The following is a 22,856-nucleotide window of genomic DNA, read 5'->3' as shown; positions in this document are numbered from 1 at the left end:
GTTCTCAAATGAGAGGCGTTCGCGACCGAGATTTCTTTATCTTCCGACTTGTCAAACTATACGCCTGAATTTTTAACATTATCCTCGATGCATTTTAACATATGCACCGGTATTTCGGCTTGAGCCCAACTATCCTAAAACTAAAAATACTAACCCTTAATTCTATAAATATCTGTTTTAGACTGAATAATTATTTTACACATTGCAAAGATACTTGAGTTTTCAGTCAGCAACATATGAATTAAAATACGATATAAAATAATTGTTATGCAACAAAATTATATCACATTATTTATCAGGCACATAAACAACAGTCGTCAGCAGATTAATATAAGTCTTTTTATGGATTGCACAAGCCATTTTAATCCTATTATAGCATTCCAGACAATCACTCTACAAAAACAGGCCGAGGCAACCCCGAAAAGCGCACTCCGTCAAAAGACTGCCATATGTGCAGGAAATAAGCGGCATACCGACAAGACCCATCTTTAACGAATCAACCGTATTTTGCCGCTCGTCCATTGCACCGAAGCTGCACCTGAACAGCCATAAAATTACAAATGAAAAAGGAGTTCCTCGCGGAGCTCCTTGTTTCATTACCTGACACAAGTTCAGGCATTCTACTTTACTAACTACCTAAAACAAATTACCTATTATACCTAATTGACTCAAGCTAATCATTACATGTATATACTAAATAGTAGCTACACTTCAACATGAATTTCAATACAAAGATAAAAAGACTATAAGTCTGCGTCAAGAGGATAAATATCAGATATAACACAGTTGCAGTCTCAACATGTAGAACAAGCCTATTACGCAATGAGTTACAACGACATCATTATACTCCGAATATAAAAAAGACAGAACCGGGTTCAATTATACGTACCGATATTTATGATATCGTTTTCAAAAGTTGCCCGATTTTTTGCCCTGCTTTTCATTCGATTGCGATAGGTATACACCGTATTCAATGACAGACCGAGAAAACGCGCTATCTGAGCACTGTCGTCAAGGCCAAGCCTCATAAAAGCCAGTATACGCAATTCCGGAGTCAATTTTACCGGCTCGGAAAGTTGTTCAAAACCTTTATCAGGCCCTAACAGAGCATTTACCTCGTCGATAAACGTAGGAAACATATGCACAAACGAGTTATCGAAAATCTCATAGAACATCTTACTCTGGTCATCAAGAAACTTTCCGGTCTTAACCAATTTATACAAGTCGTCAATCTGACCGGCAGCAATCTTACGGCTAACCAATTTGTTGTAATCATCAAGCTTCTCCATGTATATCGAACACAGCGAAAGTATACGGCCCAAATGTGAATCCTTAACAAGATTGGCATTAACCAACTCTGTCTTTAACCGCTTCAAACGCTTTACGTCATTGTACCTGATATATATAATAATAGCCGAAAGAGCAGCTATAACAACAAGACTTCCTATAAGAAAATACAGCAACATCTCTCTTCGCCGCTGCATGTCGCGATAATCGGCCATCAAACGCGGATATACCGGAGCGACATTGACACTTCTTATATAGGCCTTACACCTGTCCACATCGTCCTGAGCGACCGACATATACTCATAAGCCCGATCAAGATCACCCATCTGATATAACGCACCACACACCTGCCTAAGGCAGTCATTGTCAAGCACTCCGATGCGCGCGTCGACAGCAGCCGCAAGTATAATGTAATACATCCACAAATCCTTGCGCGAACGCTCGAAATAAGACAGAGCCAACATGGACAGCGCATTGGCGTAATCTTCATTATACTCTTTATTATTCTCGATATAATCATTCAACGCAGCAATAGCAAGCGATACCTGTCCTTTAGCAAGATAATGCGATCCGGCCAGTAAACGGTACCGCGGCGAAGAAACATCGGTTCTCGCCATCAACGAATCATTATATTCACCATATTTACTGAAATATCCGCGATGCAATTTGTGAGGAGAATAAATTGAAGTCGTATACAATGAAGCCCATCTTGCCGCCTCGAAAAACAATATCTTATCTTCTTCTTCAAGATCATTGACCCTGACACTGTCGATTCGCATAAATGCCTCCCTTATCTCTCCCCTGACAGGCATATGCTCAATTTCAGCAAGCCAAAAACGGCGTGCAGCTACAGAATCGCCATAAAACGATGACAGAGCTATGGCCTTACTGAAATATCGTTTCAAAGAATCCACATCATAATGTGCATATTCATCTATCAGGCTTTCAATTGCAGATATTTCCGCCTTATAATTTTCAGCATTTTCAAGCTCCGCCTTCAGAGAGTCAATTCTAATGTCTTTTAATTTCAACAAATCACGCCTTTGCGCCAGAGCCTCATCGAGTTCGGAAAATGCGTCATCAAACGTATAAGATGACAAACCGTCAATCCCATACACAAATACAGGAGACAAACACACGTAAAAAAAACAGGCCAGCAAGGTTTTATACATGATGGGCTTAAGGTAATTTGTTAAATCAACGGATTCTGACTACAAAAATACAAAATTATATTCATTATACAACAATATAGGCCGTTTCTCACGAAGCGGCCTATATTGTTGCCTTTACATTAAAGGCTTCCAAACCTAACATAAAACACATTTACTATTATGCACTATTTACATTCGTCACATTTATATCTTCAATACCGCGTCATCTAAAAAACGCGGTTAGTTTCTTTCATCTATGCAAATTTAATAAATAATATTCCGTGCTACCAATAGAGCATGTCAACCATCAAATATTTTTAGAACCGAATATAAATATATCTATCTGATAATCAACAAAAGCGCCCATAAAAATACAAGATATCAATCAAACTCATAATCACTCATATAAATATGGTTACAGTGTAACGCATTCATATTCCGTCCATTTCACACACGCGCTCCATTCATTAGCGCATTTTCATACACAAAGGTACACATTAGAAATCATTCCAACACAAAAATTCATTAATTTTAATAAAAAACATTAACTTTGCGTCATGAACAATATACGACAGCTAATAAAGCCGTGGATATTGCCGTTCGCCATGATTATCGGCGTACTATTCCATGATTATATAGGCAAGGTAGCGTTCTTATCGCCTTACCTAATATTTGTCATGCTTCTTATAACGTATTGCCGCATATCGCCCGACAGATTCAAAATACCACGTTACATATGGATGTTGCTGGCCGTGCAGATAGCAGGCTCGCTGGCGGTATTCATGGCCATAAAGCCATTCGGTCTGGATCTTGCTCAAGGAGCGTTCATTTGTATATTCTGCCCTACTGCTACGGCCGCTCCGGTAGTAACCGGAATGCTCGGAGGCTCAATAACAGCCATTGCGGTCTATTCGCTCATAAGCAACATAGCGGTGGCATTGCTTGCCCCGATACTATTCTCATTCATATCTCCGGGGACCGACATCCGTTTTATCGACTCCGTACTTGCCATAAGCGCCAAAGTATTGCCATTGATATTGGCACCGCTGGCCATAGCTATTCTGCTTGAAATATTCACACCACGAGTGCATGATGCCATAGCTCGGCGGCAGTCACTGTCATTTTACATATGGGCATGCGCTCTTATTATAGTTGTCGGCAATGCCGTCAGTTTTATAATGGACGAGCCCTACGAGAAAATACCCGAGATGCTTCTTATCGCTTTTCTATCGCTAATCACTTGCTGCGGACAATTCTTTATCGGGCGAAAGATCGGAGCTCGTTATGGCGAAAAAATATCGGGAGCGCAAGGACTCGGACAAAAAAACACCGTCCTCGCCATATGGATGGCGCTGACATTCCTTAACCCGATAGCCTCCGTAGGGCCGGCAGCCTACGTCGCATGGCAGAATACAATCAACTCGCTGCAATTGTTCCATAAAGCCAAACAGTCTTCAAAAAGTTAAAAAATCAGAACATTTACAGCTAACTGACGTTAATAACATAAAATAGTACGATTATGAACAGTATGTACGAAATTCTCATGGGACTGCCTCTTTTCAAAGGCGTTAGCCGATACAAGATATCGGAAGTTGTAGGCATGACCAAATTTCACTTCCTTAAATATCTGGAAGGTGAAACCGTAGTTACGGCAGGAGATCCGTGTACACATATAATCTTCATAATATCAGGCAAACTGAGGGTGACCATAGCCAACTCCAACAGTCGCTTCAAAGTATCACAGACACTTGAAGCGCCCAACGTACTCGCTCCTGAGTTTCTGTTCGGACGCGCCCCGTTTTATCCATGCACAGCCGTAGCTCTCGAACCGGTAAGCATACTGCAGATATCCAAAACGGACTATACCAAAATTCTTAATTCCGACGAGATATTCCTCTTCAATTTCCTCAACATATTATCAAGAAATGCCCAGAAAGCGGTCGACGGCATACTCGCCATAACAACCGGAAGCCTCGAAGAGCGTATAGCATTCTGGATAATATCGCTGACACAGCCGGGAGGTACCGACATATCACTCACATGCCGTCAGCGCGACCTATACTCGCTGTTCGGAGTACAACGCACCTCATTCATATCCACACTTGACAGCCTCAAAGAACGCGGCATAATCGAGTACGACACCAACGAGATACGCATAAACTCCCGACAGTCGCTGCTTGAGATTCTCAACACATCAGCCGAATAAGCATCATCAGACTCTCTCGCATATCAAAGTCGCCGACGAAGAGCTGACCACTTTTACAAGCACTTTGTCGCCCACCCGCGCATCGCCACGCGGAAACACACATGTCTTGTTCTGCGGAGTACGTCCTACCATCTGCTCCTTTGACCGCTTCGACACACCCTCGACGAGCACTTCAAAAGTCTTTCCCTCATCGCGGCGGTTGGACTCGGCCGATAGTTCGTTCTGCAAGGCAATCATGCGGTTAAGCCGTTCAATCTTCACTTCTTCAGGCACGTCATCGGGCATAGTGCGCGAAGCAAGTGTGCCCGGTCGCTCCGAATACTTGAACATAAACGAAGAGTCAAACCCCACTTTCTTCATAAGATCAAGGGTCATAAGAAAATCCTCCTCCGTCTCACCGTGAAATCCGGTAAACAGGTCGGAAGAGATGCCACAATCGGGTATAGCGCGGCGTATGGCCTCAATACGTCCGAGATACCAGTCACGCGTATACTTGCGGTTCATGGCCTTGAGCACAGTATCGGACCCAGACTGCACAGGCAGATGCACATGATTGCATATATTGTCATGCGAGGCCATAGCTTCTATTATATCATCGCTCATATCCTTGGGATGGCTGGTGGTGAACCGTATTCTCATCTCGGGCACGGCTTCGGCCACAAGAGCGAGAAGAGCGGCAAAGTCTATCAACCGGCCGTCGGCACGTCTATAGCTGTATGAATTCACGTTCTGTCCGAGAAGCGTCACCTCCTTAAAGCCTCGGTCGCGCAGGTCAAGCACCTCGCGAAGTATGCTTTCGGCCTCGCGGCTGCGCTCGCGTCCCCGTGTGTATGGCACTATACAGTACGAGCAGAAGTTATTGCATCCGCGCATTATGCTGACAAATCCCGACACCCGGTTGCCGGTAATCTTCATGGGTATGATATCGCGATACGTCTCGGTCGTCGACAGGTCGACGTTAATGGCCTTCTCTCCGGCCTCAACTGCGGCAAACAGTGCCGGCAGGTCCATGTATGCATCAGGACCGGCCACAAGATCTACACCATAGTCGGCTATCAGCCCCTCCTTCACCCTCTCGGCCATACACCCGATGACACCTACGATGAAAAGCCCGCGGTGGCGTCGCTTGAGCGAAGCCATGTATTGCAGGCGGGAGTATATTTTCTGCTCGGCGTTATCGCGTATAGAGCATGTATTGAGCAGCACCGCATCGGCGCTCTCCAGATCATCAGTCATCTCATATCCGACGGTAGCCATCACTGCCGCCACCACCTCGCTGTCGGCCACGTTCATCTGGCATCCGTAGGTCTCTATAAACAGTTTTTTCACACCCGAGCCAGCGTTGTCTATATTGTCTTTATTCATTATATATTATCGTCGTTATAGTCCGAAGTACCTTACAAAGGACTTATTAAAATTTTGATTGTCGAATAGTTTTATTTATTTTTGCGCAAAATTAAGCATTTTATACCTTATAATAAACATAAAAACAATTATTATCTGATTATGGCTTTCCCCATCCTTACAGCTCAAGAAGCTGCAGAAGTCATCAACAACGGCGACAACTTAGGTCTGTCGGGCTTTACAGCCGCCGGTACACCCAAAGTAGTCACTGAAGCCTTGGCTAAAAAGGCCGAAAAAGAACATGCCGAAGGGCGTCCTTTCAAAGTCAACATTTTCACCGGTGCATCGACCAACGACCATGTGGACGGAGCTCTCGCACGCGCCAATGCCATCGACAAGCGCACTCCCTATCAGAGTTCGGCCGATCTGCGCAAGCGCATAAACTCGCATGACGCCAACTATTTTGACCTGCACCTGTCGGAACTCGCGCAGAAACTCCGCTACGGCACGTTCGGTGACATAGATGTAGCCATCATAGAAGCAGCCCATGTAAGCGACAACGGCGAAATCCTTCTCGGCACCGGAGTAGGCATGGCTCCCACCGTAGCCAAAATGGCCAAGAAAATCATCATCGAGCTCAACGAAGCCATCCCCACCTCCGTAGAGGGTCTTCACGACATATACATGCCCCTTGACCCGCCTTACCGCCGCGAGATACCCATCTACAAGCCCAACGACCGCATCGGGTCCACCCTGCTGAAAGTAGATCCGGCCAAGATAGTAGGCATCGTCAAGACCAACATAACCGACGGCGTACATGGCTTCTCGCCGCTTGATGACGTGACAAAACAGATCGGCGCCAATGTATGCGACTTCCTTATCGGAGAATTGCGCCGCGGAGCCATTCCGGCTTCGTTTCTGCCGCTGCAGAGCGGTGTGGGCAACATAGCCAACGCCGTGCTTTTCGGCCTCGGCGAGTCAAAGGAAGTACCCGCATTTGACATGTATACCGAAGTCATTCAGGATGCTGTGGTCGACTTGATGGAGAAAGGCAAATGCCGCTTCGCCTCCACCTGCTCAATGACGTTCTCCGACGCCAAGATGACCGAAGTCTTCAATAACATCGACTTCTTCCGCGACAAAATACTCATGCGTCCCGGCGAAATATCAAACAGCCCCGAAATAGTACGTCGATTAGGCGTAATCACGATGAATACCGCTCTCGAAGCCGACATATTCGGCAACATCAACTCGACCCATGTGGTAGGCACAAAGATGATGAACGGCATCGGCGGCTCCGGTGACTTCACCCGCAACGCCTACATATCCATATTCAGCTGCCCGTCTACCGCCAAGGGAGGACTTATCTCAACCATCGTGCCCATGGTATCGCATCTTGACCACAGCGAACACTCAGTGGACGTGCTTATAACCGACCAAGGCATAGCCGACCTGCGCGGCAAGTCACCCGTACAGCGTGCCGAGACTATCATCGAAAACTGCGTAAATCCCGAGTACAAGCCACTGCTACGCGACTATCTTAAATTGTCACAGGCAGGAGGCCATACACCCCACTCCCTCAATGCCGCACTCGGCTTCCATTCGACATTTGCCGCCGAAGGCGACATGCGCAAAACCGACTGGTCTAAATTTGCATAATCGACTAATTCACTTACAAATAGCGTCAGACGTCGATGTCTGACGCTATTTTTTTGTGTCAAACTCTTGACAACGGGGCTTTTATGTTGTAAATTTGCACCTTATTAGGTCTGTTATGGCCTTATCCAAAAGTATGGAAAAGAAGCATCGTAAAGGAATATCGACATTCTCAGCCCAGATAACCGCAACAATAAGTGTGGCACTCGTGCTAATGTTGCTGGGCATAATATCGCTGCTCGGCATAGCGGCCCACTCAATAACTTCAGAGATAAAAGAAAACATGGGCTTCAGCATCGTGTTTTCGGATACGGCCACCGACAATCAGATAAACTACCTCAAACAACGCATCACGACAGCGCCCTACGTGTCAAGTATGCGGTATTTCTCCGCGGCCGACGCCATGAACAAATGGAAAGAGGATACCGGAGAGGACCTTATGCAGGTACTGGGTGTAAACCCGTTCAGTCCGGAACTGGAGGTCAAGGTAAAAGCCGGCTACGCCGATGTAGACTCGATAGGAGCCGTAGTAGCCCCCATCGCCTCGCTTCCTTACATATCCGACATAAACATCCACACCGAGATGGTCGATGCGGTAAACGCCAATATAAAATCAATAACAATCATACTGACTGTCATAGCGGCGGTGCTGCTGTTCATATCGTTCGCACTCATAAACAACACCATCAGACTGTCGGTATACTCACGGCGTTTCACCATCCACACAATGAAACTCGTAGGAGCTACGGGCGCCTTTATACGCAGACCGTTTCTGACCGGCAACCTCGTCAGCGGACTCGTAGCCGGTTTTGTGGCCGGCACCATACTTGCCGGAGCTCTGGCATACTTCCACACTCTTGACAAGACTATCCGTGAAGCTGTCACATGGCCGGCCGCGCTATGCGTATTTGCCGGCGTGATAGTGTTGGGCATGCTCATATGCTTCACTGCGGCCGTTTTCGCGACAAACAAGTATCTGCGTTCATCTTACGATGACATGTTTAAATAAAAACCGAATTTATAATATGGCAAAGCAAAACAACATCACTCCGGTTCAGGACGACGGCATAGACAAAGAGCCGAGGAGTAATTTCCCCCTGACAAAAATCAATTTCATCATGATGGCTGTCTCCGGGCTGATAATTCTCGCAGGATTTCTGCTTATGCTCGGCGGCAGCACCACAACGGAGGCGTTTAACCCCGACATATTCTCGACCCGCCGCATAGTCGTAGGCCCGACTATGGCATTTCTCGGCTTCATATTCATGGGTATAGCCATTGTATTCCGTCCAAAAAACAAAAACAAGGCATAACCCGTTTACATTATTAATTTTATCTACTTTTTACGATGGATTGGCTTGACGCCCTCATTTTAGGTATTATACAAGGTCTGTCTGAATACCTGCCGATAAGCAGTAGCGGACACCTTGAAATATTCAAACAGATACTGAATGTGCATCTTGATCCTGATGCCTCGCTCGAATTCAGCATCATGCTCCATGTGGCTACTGTATTAAGTACAATCGTAATTCTATGGCGAGAGTTTTATCCTTTGATGGTTTCTTTTTTCACTGTCAGGCGCGACAAGAATTTCACTATGGTATGCAAAATATTGATTTCGTGTATACCGGTAGGCATAGTGGGAGTTTTTTTCCAGAAAGATGTGGAAGAATTCTTCAAAGGCAATCTTACCGTGGTCGGCGTATGCCTGATAGTGACTGCGGCGCTTCTGTGCTTCGCGTATTTTACACGTACACGACAGGCTATAATGCACCCCGGCAGATCACAAGGCCGCGACATATCATGGCTTGACGCTTTCATAATAGGGTGCGCACAAGCTGTAGCCGTACTTCCCGGACTTTCACGCTCCGGCAGTACAATAGCTACCGGCATATTGCTTGGCGACAACCGCGAACGTGTGGCACAATTCTCTTTCCTCATGGTGATTATACCTATTCTCGGCAAAGGGCTACTTGATCTTAAAGACATGATTTTGGTTCAAGATACCGCAGCGACCACTGCATCTGCGGGAATGCTTCCTATAGCCGTAGGCTTTCTCGCCTCGTTTATCGTAGGCTGCTTGGCATGCAAATGGATGCTGGATATTGTAAAGAAAGGCAAACTCGTGTGGTTTGCAGTATATTGTGTCATAGCCGGAGTGCTCTGTCTAATCTGGTAAACATAAATATGAATTTTTTAGACGGAGAGATATTATATATCGATAAGCCATACGGCTGGACCTCTTTTGACGCGGTAAAGCGCATACGAGGCGCACTGTTGCGCCGACTGAGAATCAAAAAGCTGAAAGTCGGACACGCAGGCACTCTCGACCCTCTCGCAACCGGGGTGATGATGGTGTGCACCGGCAAAGCCACCAAACTCATCGACGAGCTTCAGGCCCATACCAAGGAATATGTCGCCAAGATAGCCCTCGGTGCCACAACCCCGTCGTTTGACCTTGAGACAGAAGTCGATGCCACCTACCCCACAGAGCATATAACCAGAGAACTGGTGGACGATACGCTGAAGCGCTTCACAGGAGCTATCTCACAGATACCGCCGGCTTTTTCAGCATGTAAAGTCAATGGTGAACGCGCCTATAAACGCGCACGCCGCGGCGATGAAGTGACAATAAGGCCCAAACTTCTTGTCATCGACTCGATAGAGCTGCTTGAATTCTCGCCCGAGAGCATAACGATAAAAGTAGTATGCAGCAAAGGCACTTACATACGTGCGCTTGCCCGCGACATAGGCGAGGCTCTCGGTTCAGGAGGACATCTTACGGATTTACGCCGTACAAGAGTAGGTGACGTCACTGTCGACAACTGCATGAGTGTGGACAGCGCAGTGGCGCTTATAAAGGAGGGCCCTGTCGAAATGCCCGAAGACAAAGAAAACGTATAAATATCAAGATTCTTATATATGAAACTTTCTCAATTCAAATTCAAGCTCCCTGAAGACCTGATAGCCTCTCATCCCTGTGAAGTTCGCGATGAAGCGCGCATGATGGTCATCCACCGTGATACCGGAGAGATAGAACACCTCCGCTTCAAAGATATAATCAACTTTTTCGGTGACGGCGACGTATTTGTATTCAACGACACAAAAGTATTTCCGGCATTGCTTTATGGCAACAAGGAGAAGACCGGAGCGAGAATCGAAGTATTTCTGCTGCGTGAACTGAACGAGGAAAACAAATTGTGGGATGTACTTGTAGAACCGGCACGCAAGATAAGAATAGGCAACAAGCTATACTTTGGCGATGACGAGTCGATGGTAGCCGAAGTCATCGACAACACCACCTCGCGAGGACGTACACTGCGCTTCCTTTATGACGGAAGTCATGAAGAATTCAAGGATGCGCTGTACAAACTGGGCCAGACTCCCCTGCCCCCATATATAAAACGCGCTCCAGAGCCTGAGGATGCAGAGCGCTATCAGTGTATATTCGCCAGCAACGAAGGTGCGGTGGTAGCTCCTTCTGCCGGACTCCACTTCAGTCGGGAACTCATGAAACGACTTGAGATTAAAGGCGTGGAAGCAGGCTTCCTCACAGTTCACTCCGGACTCGGAAACTACCGCGAAATTGACGTGGAGGACCTTACGAAACACCGTATGGACTCGGAAGAGATGGAGGTGACTCCGCAACTTGTCGACCTTGTAAACAACGCCAAGGACAACGGCAAACAGGTATGCGCGATAGGCACTTCAGTGCTGCGCGGCATAGAGAGCGCCGTAAGCATGGGCGGCCATATGAAGACATTTACCGGATGGACCAACAAATTCATCTTCCCGCCTTACGATTTCACTGTGGCATCCGCTATGGTAAGCGGATTTCATATGCCTTATTCGACCATGCTCATGATGGTGGCCGCATTTGGCGGATATGACCTTGTCATGCACGCTTACGAAGAGGCAGTCAAAGAGAAGTACCGCTTCGGAGCCTACGGCGACGCCATGCTCATCCTCTGACAGCACCAAGTCTCAAGAAAGCAAACTGACTCCCGATATATCGGATAATCGCGCCGACAATGCATCAGCATAGTCGGCGCGTATCGTTACAGACATCTCACAAGAATTGTCAAATATCTGGTTTAGAATCTTTATTTCCGGATCTTTCACCGCACGCATCACGTCGTTCATGACCATGTAGGGAAATGTAAATGTTATCTCGCGCTGCTCATGGCACTCTATTATACGCCCTGCCGATATAGCCTCCCTTGCCGCCTCGCGATATGCTACGATAAGACCGCCAGTGCCAAGTTTTATGCCACCGAAATACCGCACGACAACAATCACTACATTTGTTAGATTAAATGAATTTATCTGACCGAGAATAGGCTTGCCGGCTGTACCGGAGGGCTCGCCGTTGTCGTTACACTGAAAGTCGGTACGAGATGCCCCCGTCATATAGGCCCAGCACACATGTCGTGCGTCATGATACTTTTTCTGATATGATGCGACAACCTCCTTAGCCTCCGCCGCACCTGACACAGGCACGGCAAAAGCGAGGAACTTGCTCATCTTCTCTTTATAACATCCTTCCGACGCTGACTCGAGTGTATAAAAAGTATCGCCCATAGTCATTTATTGTCTTTAATAAGAGTGGTCATCGCTTTCCATCTCACCGGGAGTCAGCTGGCTGCGGTCCATCTTATACCAGACATAAGCTATATATGCCACGACCACCGGCACAAGTATCGACACAAAACTCATGACAGTCAGCGTGAAGTAAGTCGAAGAGCTGTTCTGAATGGTAAGCGAACTCGAGGGGTCAGTGAGCGAGGGATAGTAAGGAGTGCTGTTGTAGCCGGCTACCCAGAACAGAGTCAGCACCACAAGCACCGTACCTGTACCTGACCACCATATGCCTTTGGTGTAATGTTTGGCAAACGACGATTTGACGACGGCATAAAGCACCATCGCCACTCCGATAAGGAATAGCACAAGGCACCACCACATCTGCACATAGTTCAGAAAATATTTGTGAGGAGTCACTTCAAAGCCGTGTAGACCTGTAGTTGTATATCCGTCGGCCAGCCAAAGCATTACGACAAACGCCACAAAGAAAACCACAAATACCGCACCGTTGACAAGCACTCGGCGCTTGTTAAGGTCAAAGAAGCGATCATCGCCACCGATATTGTTCATGAAATAAAGAGCTCCCTGCGTACGCGCAAGAAATAGCACGGCGAAACCGAGTATCCAGTTTTTCCAATAAAATATGGCTTCAAATCCGTGGGAGGGTGCCCAACGCGAAATAACAGGAGCCCCGGGATCGAGAATATTACCCATAGTCACCGAAAATTCAGCCCCGAAGAAAAACATCGACACCGCCACTCCGAGCAGAAAGCAGCCAAGACAACCGTTTAACAAGAGCAGCCAGTCATAAAAACCGGTACCATAGATATTTCCGGCTTTGCGACGATACTGGAAACTGACAGCCTGACCTACGAATGTGAACAGTATCAGCATCCACAACCAGTAAGCACCGCCGAAACTCGTGCTGTAAAACAACGGAAACGAAGCGAAAAACGCACCGCCAAATACCACAAGCGTCGTAAAAGTAAGTTCCCATTTGCGTCCGATGGAGTTTATCATCAGATTGCGGTCGACGGTGTTGCGTGTGCAAGGAAGCATGGACTGCCCCCCCTGCACAAACAGCAAAAACACGAGAAGAGCGCCCAACACCGATATGAGCAGCCACCAATATATCTGTAAATGTTCAAGTGCCATGATAGTTATTCATTTGAGATTGTAGTAATATCTTCCTTGGAATGTTTGTTGATCTGCGTGACCATAATGCTGATCTCCGCGACAAGAAGTATGGTAAATACAGCGGCGAACATGAAGAATGTCACGATTACCGATGACGAGGAGATGGCGCTTATAGCAGCCTTGGTAGGCATGATATCTTGTATGACCCACGGCTGACGACCGACTTCAGCGGTAATCCAGCCGCTCTGAGAGCACACCCAGACAACGGCAATCGACAGTATGCCTATCCAGTTGACCACCCGGTTTTGCAACCACTTGGGACGGTAATAAACGGCAAAAAGAGCTATGGCGAAGAACAGGAGCAGATAACCGCCGGCCATAACCATGACCCTGAATGCGTAGAATGTAAGCGCCACGGGCGGCACTGCCTCTTCCGGACTGTCAAGATACCCGTAGCCGAAATACTTGTAATTCGCTTTGATGTCGCCGGCGGCAACGTCCATGGCACTCTTATCGCCGGCCGCCATAGCCGCATCATAGGTGCGGAGCGCTTCATGGGCCTCACGTCCGGCTTTTATGCGGTCGGCATAGCTGACCGCATCCACGGTATCGCCGTTTTCTGTAAGCCTTATTCCGGAAATCAGATCATTGATGCCGGGAACAAAAGCGTGCGGATCATGAGTTGCAAGAAACGACAATCCGTAAGGTATGCTGACATGAAACAGATAAGGGTCGACATCATTGTCAATTGTCTTGTCGGGATTAAGTATACCGAAAGCGACAAGTTCCTGACCGCACTTACCATCGTAAAGGCCCTCCATGGCAGCGAGCTTCATTGGCTGGTGTTTGGCTACACTTACAGCCGAGATGTCGCCTGTGGCAAGAGTTATAAGTATGCCGGCTCCGCCTACCCAACCGGCGACCTTGATTGAAGACATGGCCATATCCACATTGCGCCGTTTGAGCAGAAACCAGCAGCTTACACCGATAACAAACACTCCGGCCACAACCCAAGTGCTCGCCACTGTGTGATTAAACTTGGCTATGGCTGTTTCAGAAAAAACCAATGCCCAGAAGTCGTCCATGACATTTCGCATCTGTGCGGGGTCAAACTCCATGCCTACGGGTTGCTGCATCCAAGAGTTGGCTACAAGAATCCACAAAGCCGACAGTGCTGTACCGGCTGCGGTAAGCCATGTGGCCGCAAGATGAAACTTCGGACTGACTTTTTTCCATCCGAAAAACATCACGGCTATGAAAGTAGACTCCATGAAGAAAGCCACGATACCTTCTATGGCAAGCGGAGCGCCGAATATATCGCCGACGAACCAGCTATAGTTTGACCAATTGGTGCCGAATTCAAATTCGAGTATAATGCCCGTGGCCACACCTATGGCAAAATTAATACCGAACAGCAGCATCCAGAACTTGGTCATGGCAAGCCACTTGACCGACTTGTTTTTTACATACACACTCTCCATGATAGCCACAATAAGGGCCAATCCTATGGTGAGCGGAACAAAGAGCCAATGATACATGGCCGTCAGCGCAAACTGCCATCTCGACCAGTCGACTACGGTAATTAAGTCATCCATAATTAATTAAGGTGTTAGTATTGTATTTTCTTGATTTCGGTTGTAATCAGTCATCGAGTGTCGCACCGCCCGCGCTCTGTCGACATCGTTATCATAATCACGCCGTAACAGATCGGGGAAGAAAAAGAGCTTGAATATAAAAAAAAGTATAAATAGCTTTATTATAATCATGGCCCACAGATAGCGACCGACGGTCATAGACCGGAAGCCGTCGCGATAGAAACGGATAACACGCATCAGCAGATTGCCGCGTCGGGAAGTTTGGTTGTGGTCCATCTAATTGTTTTTAACAAAAATAGGCTTTTATTTTCATAAAACAAAAAATAATTGTCAGAGGTTTCCCGATCCGCGTTCATAAAGTGACGTCACATCATGACTTTCGTAAGCCGGCATAGCGTGTCGGCGGCATGCCGAACATCTCTTTGAACGCGACCGTAAAATGTGACGGATTGGAAAAGCCCGTTGCATAAGCAACTTCGGCAACACTCAGTTTCTGTTCCCTAAGCAGACGCGCCGCCTGCTTAAGCCGCAGATTCTTAATAAAATCGCGAGCCGGCATATTGGTAAGTTCCTTCAGTTTACGGTGCAGATGCACTCGGCTGAGTCCCACTTCCTCGGCAAGCCGCTCCACACTAAGGTCCGGCGATGACAAGTTGTCATTTATCACAGCCATAATACGGTTGAGAAGCACCTCGTCCTGCGACTTCATAGTTATTTTCCTTACCGAATCTTCCTGATCCTGCGCTCCGCTGAACTTGGCGCGCAATAGCTTACGGTTGGCGATCATACCCGATATCGTGCTCATAAGCACCTCCATGCTTACCGGCTTTGACATATATGAATCGGCACCGGCCTGAAGTCCGGTCATACGGTCTTCATTTTCTACCTTTGCCGATAGAAGTATGACCGGTATGTGGTTGATGTTGGGGTTCTGCTTCATTTTACGACAGAGTGACAAGCCGTCAAGACCGGGCATCATCACGTCACTTATGACAATGTCGGGGGCATCGGCGATAATATTTTCAAGAGCCTCATTACCGTTGGAAAACGTGACCACATTATATTTTTCCGACAATTCGTGTCGCAGATATTCCCTGACGTCCACATCATCTTCCACGATAGCCACAGTTATATCGGACCGTGTTTTCGACCCATTTTTATCGGAAAGCGGGGTCACAGGCACCTCATATCCGGGAGCCATACGTGCCGTAGCAGCCTGAAGCTCCTCCGCAGTAAGATGATCGGCACCTGCCGGAAGCCGTATAATAAATTCACATCCTGTGGCGCCGACATGATTGCGCGCCGATATGGTGCCATGATGGAGAGTGACCAGCGTACGACACAGATGCAGGCCTATACCGGCCCCGGCCACAGCTCCGGTAATCTCGTTTTCTATACGGTAGAACCTATCAAATATATGCTCTATCTTATCGGGATCTATGCCTATGCCGCTATCCGACACCGCGATTTCCACATAACGGTCAAGCGGCGGCAAAGCTCCCGAATCCTCTACTTCTGTAAGCGTTATATCGATGTGACCTCCCCGTGGTGTATACTTGAATGCGTTGGACAGTATATTGATCAGTATCTTGTCAAAATTGTTCACATCAATCCATGCCGGCAGGCTCGGCGCAGAGTGATGAAAGGTAAACGTCACATCATTTTCATAAGCCATATACTCAAACGAGCGCATGGCCTCCTCTACATAAGGCACCAAGTCGGTCTCGGAGAAGTGTAGCCGCATCTGCCCTTTTTCAATTTTGCGCATGTCCATAAGTTGGTTGACAAGACGTAGTATGCGCTGGGCATTGCGAAATATCATCATATACGTTTCACGCAGACCGCCATCGGTACAATTTGCTATCAGCTTCTCCAACGGACTTATAATAAGCGTCATGGGCGTACGTATCTCATGCGATATATTGGTAAAGAACTGCAACTTGGCCTCAAGCAACTGCTCGGACTGCCGGCGTTCAAGCTGCCGGCGATGCTCGGCGGCCTTATCCCGTAAAAAATGCAGTACACATACTATGACAAACACCAGCACGCACACATATATCAATATAGCCCACCATGACCGGTACCACGGCGGCAACACATTAATATTAAGCTCGCGCAATGTATCAGGCGACGTATTGCCGGCCACACGCACCTGAAAGCGATAGTTGCCGGGTGCCATATTATTGAACGTGACCCGGCTCTGCCCCGGCGACGTAGTCAGCCAGCCTTTACCAAGTTCCCTGACACGATATTCATATACAAGCTTGTCGGGATTGTCGTAAGAAAAGGTGGAAAAAGCTATGCTGAATGTATTGTCATAGTGAGCCAGTGTCACATTTCGGGCCTCAGACAACCCTGCGTCTATAACCTTGCGCCCTCCCGATAAAGTAGATGTGGTGACAGGAGTTGAAAAAATGTCAAAACCGGTTATAACCGGAGTATAAACACGTTGACTGTCATTTATGTCAAGCGGATGAAAGGAAGTCACGCCATCGGTGCCTCCGAAATATACTATTCCTTTCCCGTCATTGCAGTAAGCTCCATGCGTAAACTCGTTGCCCTGCAGACCGTCGCCGGCGTCAAAATTCACAAAACGCCGTTCACCGACTATGAACTTTGATATGCCATGGTAAGTGCTGGCCCACACATTATGACTGTCATCCTCACACAAGCCGCATACCACGTCGTTGGGCAGACCGTCTTCTGAAGAGTAGTGTACCACTTCATCCGAGAGGACATCGTAGACATATATGCCGCCGGAAGTGCCACACCATATATTGCCCTTATGGTCCTCCATCAACGAATAAGCTATGACTCCGTCAACAAGATTCTCACTGTCGCCAAACCTCATATAACGCCCCGACCGTGTGTCATAACAACTGAGGCCCTGATAATGGGCTATCCACAAATGCCCCGAGGGCATATACAGCATACAGTTTATCCAGTCGTTTCCGATTGAAGTCTCCTCCTTTTTCATGACTTTGAATGACAATTCACTCGAAGTATCGTCATCAGGATCATAACGGATAAGTCCGCTGCCGAATGTGCCGAGATAAAGTTCCCCTTCACCGGCCTCTACAATGCTGCATATCTTCTTTTCGGCAAATCGGCTCACTTCATCAAGAGAGCCATTGGGGCCAACCCTATAAAGGCCGGAATTAAACGATCCGATCCACATCCGTGACCGGGAATCCTCAAGAATACACATGACCGTAGTTGGTGTTGGATAATATGCAATCCGCCGACCTCCCTGATCAAGGCAATACACTCCGTCGTTGTCACAGCTTACCCACAGATTATGAGCGCTGTCGACATACACAGCCATGACACAGCCGTCACCTATGGGATTTTCATGTACGGCCCTACCGTAATAGCCGAACGTATGCCGCAGTTTAGGCACCAGAGCAATACCCTTCTGAAACATGCCTATCCAAAGATTGCCGTCGCGGTCTTCAAGCATGCGGTGCACTTTGGACCGGTTAAACTCGACAAGCGGCGAACTCGAGGATACATCAAGCAGCACATCACCTGCCACAAGTTTGGCTCCGTGACCTTCGGTACCGGCATAAAGAGCGCCGCCATAAGCCGCAAGGGTCTTTACGGAAAGTACACCGCCGGCATATGCAACCGGCTTGAAATTTTCGGCTCCGTAACATAACCGGCTAACTCCCGCATCAAGCGAACTGACATATACGTCGCCGTCAGACGACCCCATCACGGCCGACACCTTATTGCCTACCGTAGAGCATTCAAGATTATAGGACCGCGAACGGTCGCCGGCAGGATAGTAACGGCACACACCATTGTCCTCGGTAGCTATCCATATGGCATGAGTGACATCTTCATATATGTCACTTATAAGAAGACTACCCGCCGCACGTGAAAGATGATGCATGCTACGGGCAGTGTCGGACGACGGGTCATAAAGAAATACTCCGTAACCGGCCGTACCTATCCATATCTCTCCATTTGACAGCCGGGCAATGACCGACACATGAGCCAGCACAGGCCTGTCATCATATATAAGCGGTATATCATGGAACTCTTCAGTAGCACGGTCAAACTCCATCAACCCTGTGATACATCCTACAAGCAACCGTCCTTGCGTGTCCTCCTGAATAGAACGGACATAATTGTCACGAAGCGACAGAGCATTGCCGGGCAGGTGCTTGAATGTGGTAAAACGGGTACCGTCGAAACGGTTCAGGCCATACTCCGTAGCTATCCATATATATCCTTTACAGTCCTGATATACATCGTTGATAAGACAACTCGACAAAAAACCGTTGGAAGTATACAGCTTTGTACGTTGTGCAGGCGAAACAACAGCGGTAAAAGTCAAGCAGACTGCAATAAGAACGTGTTTAAATTTCATGATATATGTCGTATTACATATTTTACGCAAAAATAAGCAAATTGATACACCAAGAAAAGTGTCCTTTTATGTTTTACAGCATATTTGTTACAATCGTGATAATATATGGTACATACACTAAGATTGTATTACAAAAACCAATAATTTTGTTACGCGTAACACAAGCTAATATCTTAAGAACCCTTAAATTTGCACAGTAATCAATCGTTAACAACAATACACAAACCTAAACCAATTGCCCATGCTTATGCAATAAAACAACAACAAGTTTAAGTCCCGTATGACTCATGCGGGCAACCGAGAATTTAAACCAATCAAGAACTTACAATTAATCCCAAAACCAATAACATTATTTTCATGAAATGCACAGATTTTAATCTGCGGTTCATAGCGGTATTATTAATAGGACTTATGTCACCGCTATGGGCATTTTCCCAGACCATCACTGTCTCGGGAACAGTAGTCGACGAATTGGGAGAGCCACTGATCGGAGCCACCGTTCAGCAAAAAGGCACGTCCAACGGTACTTCGACCGACATTGACGGCAAGTACACGCTTACGATCGCTCCCAAAGGTACAATCACAGTCTCCTATGTGGGTTATAACACACAGGACATCGCCGTAGACGGACGCACCGTCATCAACGTAACCATGAAAGAAAACGCGGCCGTACTTGATGAAGTGGTCGTGGTAGGTTACGGCCAGATGAAACGAAGCGACCTCACGGGCTCCGTGGTATCGGTAGGAGAAGACGCCGTCAAGAAGTCGATATCGACAAGTATCGACCAAGTGCTTCAGGGCCGTGCCGCCGGTGTACAGATACAAGCCAACTCCGGAACACCCGGAGCCTCGACTTCAATCCGTATACGCGGTATCAACTCGCTTAACGCCACCAATCAGCCGATTTTCGTGATCGACGGTGTCGTGATCGACTCGGCCACCGACTCGGAGTCGTCCAACCCGCTCTCGTCGATCAACCCCTCCGACATTGTATCGATGGACATTCTGAAAGATGCCTCTGCGACCGCTATATATGGTTCGCGCGCGAGCAATGGTGTGATCATGATCACAACCAAGCGTGGAAAAGCCGGCGAAGCCACCGTCACCTACGACGCTTATCTCGGATGGCAGGAGATGCCCAAACAGTATGACATGCTCAACCTTCAGGAGTATGCCGAACATCACAACTACCGCGCCATCGAGCGCAACCTGCTGATTCCGAGCAGTGCGTTTGTTCGCCCCGACCTTCTCGGCAAAGGCACCAACTGGCAGGACGAACTTTTCCGCAAAGCCTTCATGATGAACCACAGCATATCGGTATCAGGCGGAAACGAGCGTACCACATGGGCATTCTCCGGCGGTTACCTCGATCAGGACGGTATCGCGGTAGGTTCAAGTTTCAAGCGCTACTCGCTTCGCTCCAATGTCGACACTCAGATAAAAGAGTGGCTTAGGGGGGGAGTAAATTTCTCATTTTCAGAGTCTAAGCAAGCAGTAGGCACCGATAACAACACCATCATGAGCGCTTTGCTTCAGCAGCCCACGGTAGCCGTGACCTCGCCCGACGGCTCGTACGACGGTCCGGAAGACCAATGGATGCCTGAAAACCCTCTCGGTCTTGCCGAGCTCATCACCAACAACAACAAGAAAGTCAACTTGCGCTTCAACGTATATCTTGAAGCCGCCCTTTACAAAGGGCTGACCCTGCGCACCGAACTCTCGGGCGACTACAACTTCAACAAGTTCTATTTCTACGAACCAGACTATCAGTTCGGCATAAAGACTCAGGATCACCGGACTTCGCGCTGGACCAAAACCGATACCAAGTACTGGTCATGGCGCAACATCCTCACCTACAACAACACATTTGCAGAAAAACATAACATCAACGTCATGTTAGGTCAGGAAATGTCAAAGAGCCATTGGGAGACACAAATGGGTCAGGCCACCGGCTTTCTCACCAATACCACTCCCGACCTGAGCGCTGGCGACATATCCAAATCAAGCACGACCGGCTTACGCAACATCAATACAATCGCCTCGTTCTTCGGACGCGCATTCTACTCATTTGACGACCGTTATCTTCTGACAGCCACCATCCGCCGCGACGGCTCGTCAAAATTTGCCGACGGCCACAAATGGGGCTGGTTCCCGGCAGTGGCTCTGGCATGGCGCATATCACAGGAAGAGTTCATGAAAGGCATCGACGAAATCAATTCACTGAAACTACGTCTCGGCTGGGGTAAAACCGGTAACCAGAACGTGGCCGATTACGCCTATATGTCCATGTTGTCGTCCAAGACAACACCGTGGGGCGTAGGTGTCCTCGCGGGCAACACCGCCAATCCCGAACTCACATGGGAAACCACGTCATCCTACAATATCGGCTTTGACTTCGGCCTTCTCCAGAACAGAATAGAGTTCATAGCCGACGTGTATTATAAAAAGACCGAGAATCTGCTTCTGCAGGTACAGCTTCCGGCATTCCTCGGGTCTGAAGGCTACGGAGGCGCAAGTAACCCGTGGATGAACGTAGGTTCAATTGAAAACAAAGGTATAGAACTTACGCTTAACACCACCAACATAGCCAACCGTGAGTTCACTTGGACCTCCAACCTCGTGTTCTCGCTCAACCGCAACCGCGTCAAGTCACTCGACACAGCATCGGCATCGGTAGAAAAAGATTTCAGCATCGGTTCAACGCCTTATATAGTCACCAAGACCGTCGTAGGCCAGCCTATCGGCCAGTTCTACGGATACAAGGTCATAGGACGCTTCGACAAAGCCGAAGATTTCTACTATCATGACGCCAACGGCAACCTCTGCGAAGTAGCCCGTCCCGAAGGCAAAGGCATCGACCCCAATCAGACATGGATCGGCGACTACATCTTCGAAGACATCAACAAAGACGGAGTCATCAATGACAAAGACCGCACGTTTATCGGCAATCCCGAGCCTAAATTCACTTGGGGCTTCGGCAACACGTTCAACTACAAAGGTTTTGACCTCAATATCATGTTCTCGGGCTCCTACGGCAACAAGGCACTCAACATGACCCGCATACGTATCGAAGATCCGCGTCAGAACTCCAACATACTACGCTCTTCGCTCAACTTTGCCAAGTTTGCAGTCATCGACCCGTCGCTTCCCGACACCGACTACCGCAACATCTACATCGCCAACGCAGCATCCACCGACATGCCCGCAGTGCAGAACAGCGACGCCAACGGCAACTACCGCCTCAGCGACCTTATGGTGGAGGATGCGTCCTACATACGGCTTCAGAACATATCTCTCGGCTATACCATACCGCGCAATATAGTACGCCGACTCTATCTCGACAATGTGCGTGTGTACTTCAGCGCCCAGAATGTTCACACATGGAGCAAATACAAAGGTCTTGACCCCGAAGTGGGTGCCATGTACGGCGACGCCCTCATGACCGGCGTGGATTACGGTCGTTATCCTTCGCCCCGCATCTACACTTTCGGTCTTAACGTATCATTCTAATATCCAAATCCGAA

At 47.9% G+C, this 22,856-nt stretch carries 17 protein-coding genes; 10 read left to right on the top strand and 7 right to left on the bottom strand.

The window, feature by feature from the left end; all coding sequences use genetic code 11:
• Positions 1–342: 342 nt before the first annotated feature.
• Positions 343–492, top strand: a complete 150-nt coding sequence (locus FW767_RS13165) for a hypothetical protein (RefSeq protein ID WP_205523894.1) — start codon at positions 343–345, stop codon at positions 490–492.
• A 383-nt stretch (positions 493–875) separates the two neighbouring features.
• Here FW767_RS13165 and FW767_RS10390 read toward each other — a convergent pair whose 3' ends face one another.
• The gene (locus FW767_RS10390) at positions 876–2,405 is read right to left on the bottom strand and encodes a DUF6377 domain-containing protein (protein WP_147438762.1); all 1,530 of its coding nucleotides are present in this window, start codon (positions 2,403–2,405) and stop codon (positions 876–878) included.
• Between the two features lie 590 nt (positions 2,406–2,995).
• On the opposite strand from FW767_RS10390, the gene FW767_RS10385 reads away from it, so the two are divergent.
• Both FW767_RS10385 and FW767_RS10380 read left to right on the top strand, forming a co-directional pair.
• Positions 2,996–3,904, top strand: coding sequence for a bile acid:sodium symporter family protein (locus FW767_RS10385; protein ID WP_235898103.1), 909 nt, complete (start codon positions 2,996–2,998; stop codon positions 3,902–3,904).
• A gap of 53 nt (positions 3,905–3,957) precedes the next feature.
• Positions 3,958–4,644 carry a Crp/Fnr family transcriptional regulator gene (locus FW767_RS10380; RefSeq protein ID WP_121699294.1) on the top strand — a complete coding sequence of 229 codons (687 nt, stop codon included), beginning with the start codon at positions 3,958–3,960 and terminating at the stop codon, positions 4,642–4,644.
• A 6-nt stretch (positions 4,645–4,650) separates the two neighbouring features.
• Here FW767_RS10380 and miaB read toward each other — a convergent pair whose 3' ends face one another.
• Positions 4,651–6,009: a tRNA (N6-isopentenyl adenosine(37)-C2)-methylthiotransferase MiaB gene (miaB, locus tag FW767_RS10375; RefSeq protein WP_121699293.1), complete on the bottom strand. Its 1,359-nt coding sequence runs from the start codon at positions 6,007–6,009 to the stop codon at positions 4,651–4,653.
• A 141-nt stretch (positions 6,010–6,150) separates the two neighbouring features.
• On the opposite strand from miaB, the gene FW767_RS10370 reads away from it, so the two are divergent.
• From FW767_RS10370 to queA, 6 genes are all read left to right on the top strand, one after another.
• Complete coding sequence (locus tag FW767_RS10370) at positions 6,151–7,647, top strand: succinate CoA transferase (protein WP_121699326.1); 1,497 nt, start codon at positions 6,151–6,153, stop codon at positions 7,645–7,647.
• Between the two features lie 133 nt (positions 7,648–7,780).
• Positions 7,781–8,653, top strand: a complete 873-nt coding sequence (locus tag FW767_RS10365; RefSeq protein ID WP_205523893.1) for a cell division protein FtsX — start codon at positions 7,781–7,783, stop codon at positions 8,651–8,653.
• A 16-nt stretch (positions 8,654–8,669) separates the two neighbouring features.
• Positions 8,670–8,957 (top strand): DUF3098 domain-containing protein, encoded by a 288-nt coding sequence (locus FW767_RS10360; RefSeq protein WP_121699291.1) that lies wholly within the window; start codon positions 8,670–8,672, stop codon positions 8,955–8,957.
• A 35-nt stretch (positions 8,958–8,992) separates the two neighbouring features.
• Entirely contained in the window at positions 8,993–9,823 is an 831-nt protein-coding gene (locus FW767_RS10355; protein ID WP_121699290.1) for an undecaprenyl-diphosphate phosphatase, read from the top strand.
• A gap of 8 nt (positions 9,824–9,831) precedes the next feature.
• A complete protein-coding gene (truB, locus tag FW767_RS10350) occupies positions 9,832–10,548 on the top strand; it encodes a tRNA pseudouridine(55) synthase TruB (protein ID WP_121699289.1) in 717 nt (238 codons plus the stop codon).
• 18 nt (positions 10,549–10,566) lie between these two features.
• Positions 10,567–11,616: a tRNA preQ1(34) S-adenosylmethionine ribosyltransferase-isomerase QueA gene (gene queA / locus FW767_RS10345; protein WP_121699288.1), complete on the top strand. Its 1,050-nt coding sequence runs from the start codon at positions 10,567–10,569 to the stop codon at positions 11,614–11,616.
• Positions 11,617–11,628: 12 nt separating this feature from the next.
• Here the strand turns inward: queA and FW767_RS10340 are convergent, their stop codons facing one another.
• The 5 genes from FW767_RS10340 to FW767_RS10320 form a co-directional block, all read right to left on the bottom strand.
• Positions 11,629–12,231: an IMPACT family protein gene (locus FW767_RS10340; protein ID WP_121699287.1), complete on the bottom strand. Its 603-nt coding sequence runs from the start codon at positions 12,229–12,231 to the stop codon at positions 11,629–11,631.
• Between the two features lie 9 nt (positions 12,232–12,240).
• A complete protein-coding gene (locus FW767_RS10335; RefSeq protein WP_121699286.1) occupies positions 12,241–13,380 on the bottom strand; it encodes a cytochrome d ubiquinol oxidase subunit II in 1,140 nt (379 codons plus the stop codon).
• A 5-nt stretch (positions 13,381–13,385) separates the two neighbouring features.
• Positions 13,386–14,957 (bottom strand): cytochrome ubiquinol oxidase subunit I, encoded by a 1,572-nt coding sequence (locus FW767_RS10330; protein WP_121699285.1) that lies wholly within the window; start codon positions 14,955–14,957, stop codon positions 13,386–13,388.
• Between the two features lie 6 nt (positions 14,958–14,963).
• Positions 14,964–15,233 (bottom strand): DUF4492 domain-containing protein, encoded by a 270-nt coding sequence (locus tag FW767_RS10325; protein WP_121699284.1) that lies wholly within the window; start codon positions 15,231–15,233, stop codon positions 14,964–14,966.
• 94 nt (positions 15,234–15,327) lie between these two features.
• Positions 15,328–19,332 (bottom strand): hybrid sensor histidine kinase/response regulator transcription factor, encoded by a 4,005-nt coding sequence (locus FW767_RS10320; protein WP_121699283.1) that lies wholly within the window; start codon positions 19,330–19,332, stop codon positions 15,328–15,330.
• A gap of 357 nt (positions 19,333–19,689) precedes the next feature.
• Between FW767_RS10320 and FW767_RS10315 the strand changes: the two genes are divergently transcribed.
• Positions 19,690–22,842 (top strand): SusC/RagA family TonB-linked outer membrane protein, encoded by a 3,153-nt coding sequence (locus tag FW767_RS10315; protein ID WP_121699282.1) that lies wholly within the window; start codon positions 19,690–19,692, stop codon positions 22,840–22,842.
• The last annotated feature ends 14 nt before the right edge of the window (positions 22,843–22,856 follow it).

This window comes from Heminiphilus faecis (assembly GCF_008728965.1).
Classification (GTDB): domain Bacteria; phylum Bacteroidota; class Bacteroidia; order Bacteroidales; family Muribaculaceae; genus Muribaculum; species Muribaculum faecis.
Note: the sequence above shows the minus strand (reverse complement) of the source record. Positions and strands in the feature narration are given on the sequence as shown.

Excerpts from the sequence above, each read along its gene's own strand:
- FW767_RS10360 (WP_121699291.1), top strand. The coding sequence starts at position 8,670 with ATGGCAAAGCAAAACAACATCACTCCGGTTCAGGACGACGGCATAGAC.
- FW767_RS13165 (WP_205523894.1), top strand. The coding sequence starts at position 343 with ATGGATTGCACAAGCCATTTTAATCCTATTATAGCATTCCAGACAATC.
- FW767_RS10340 (WP_121699287.1), bottom strand. The coding sequence starts at position 12,231 with ATGACTATGGGCGATACTTTTTATACACTCGAGTCAGCGTCGGAAGGA.
- FW767_RS10385 (WP_235898103.1), top strand. The coding sequence starts at position 2,996 with ATGAACAATATACGACAGCTAATAAAGCCGTGGATATTGCCGTTCGCC.
- FW767_RS10325 (WP_121699284.1), bottom strand. The coding sequence starts at position 15,233 with ATGGACCACAACCAAACTTCCCGACGCGGCAATCTGCTGATGCGTGTT.
- miaB (WP_121699293.1), bottom strand. The coding sequence starts at position 6,009 with ATGAATAAAGACAATATAGACAACGCTGGCTCGGGTGTGAAAAAACTG.
- truB (WP_121699289.1), top strand. The coding sequence starts at position 9,832 with ATGAATTTTTTAGACGGAGAGATATTATATATCGATAAGCCATACGGC.
- FW767_RS10355 (WP_121699290.1), top strand. The coding sequence starts at position 8,993 with ATGGATTGGCTTGACGCCCTCATTTTAGGTATTATACAAGGTCTGTCT.
- FW767_RS10380 (WP_121699294.1), top strand. The coding sequence starts at position 3,958 with ATGAACAGTATGTACGAAATTCTCATGGGACTGCCTCTTTTCAAAGGC.
- FW767_RS10315 (WP_121699282.1), top strand. The coding sequence starts at position 19,690 with ATGAAATGCACAGATTTTAATCTGCGGTTCATAGCGGTATTATTAATA.
- FW767_RS10365 (WP_205523893.1), top strand. The coding sequence starts at position 7,781 with ATGGAAAAGAAGCATCGTAAAGGAATATCGACATTCTCAGCCCAGATA.
- queA (WP_121699288.1), top strand. The coding sequence starts at position 10,567 with ATGAAACTTTCTCAATTCAAATTCAAGCTCCCTGAAGACCTGATAGCC.
- FW767_RS10330 (WP_121699285.1), bottom strand. The coding sequence starts at position 14,957 with ATGGATGACTTAATTACCGTAGTCGACTGGTCGAGATGGCAGTTTGCG.
- FW767_RS10320 (WP_121699283.1), bottom strand. The coding sequence starts at position 19,332 with ATGAAATTTAAACACGTTCTTATTGCAGTCTGCTTGACTTTTACCGCT.
- FW767_RS10335 (WP_121699286.1), bottom strand. The coding sequence starts at position 13,380 with ATGGCACTTGAACATTTACAGATATATTGGTGGCTGCTCATATCGGTG.
- FW767_RS10370 (WP_121699326.1), top strand. The coding sequence starts at position 6,151 with ATGGCTTTCCCCATCCTTACAGCTCAAGAAGCTGCAGAAGTCATCAAC.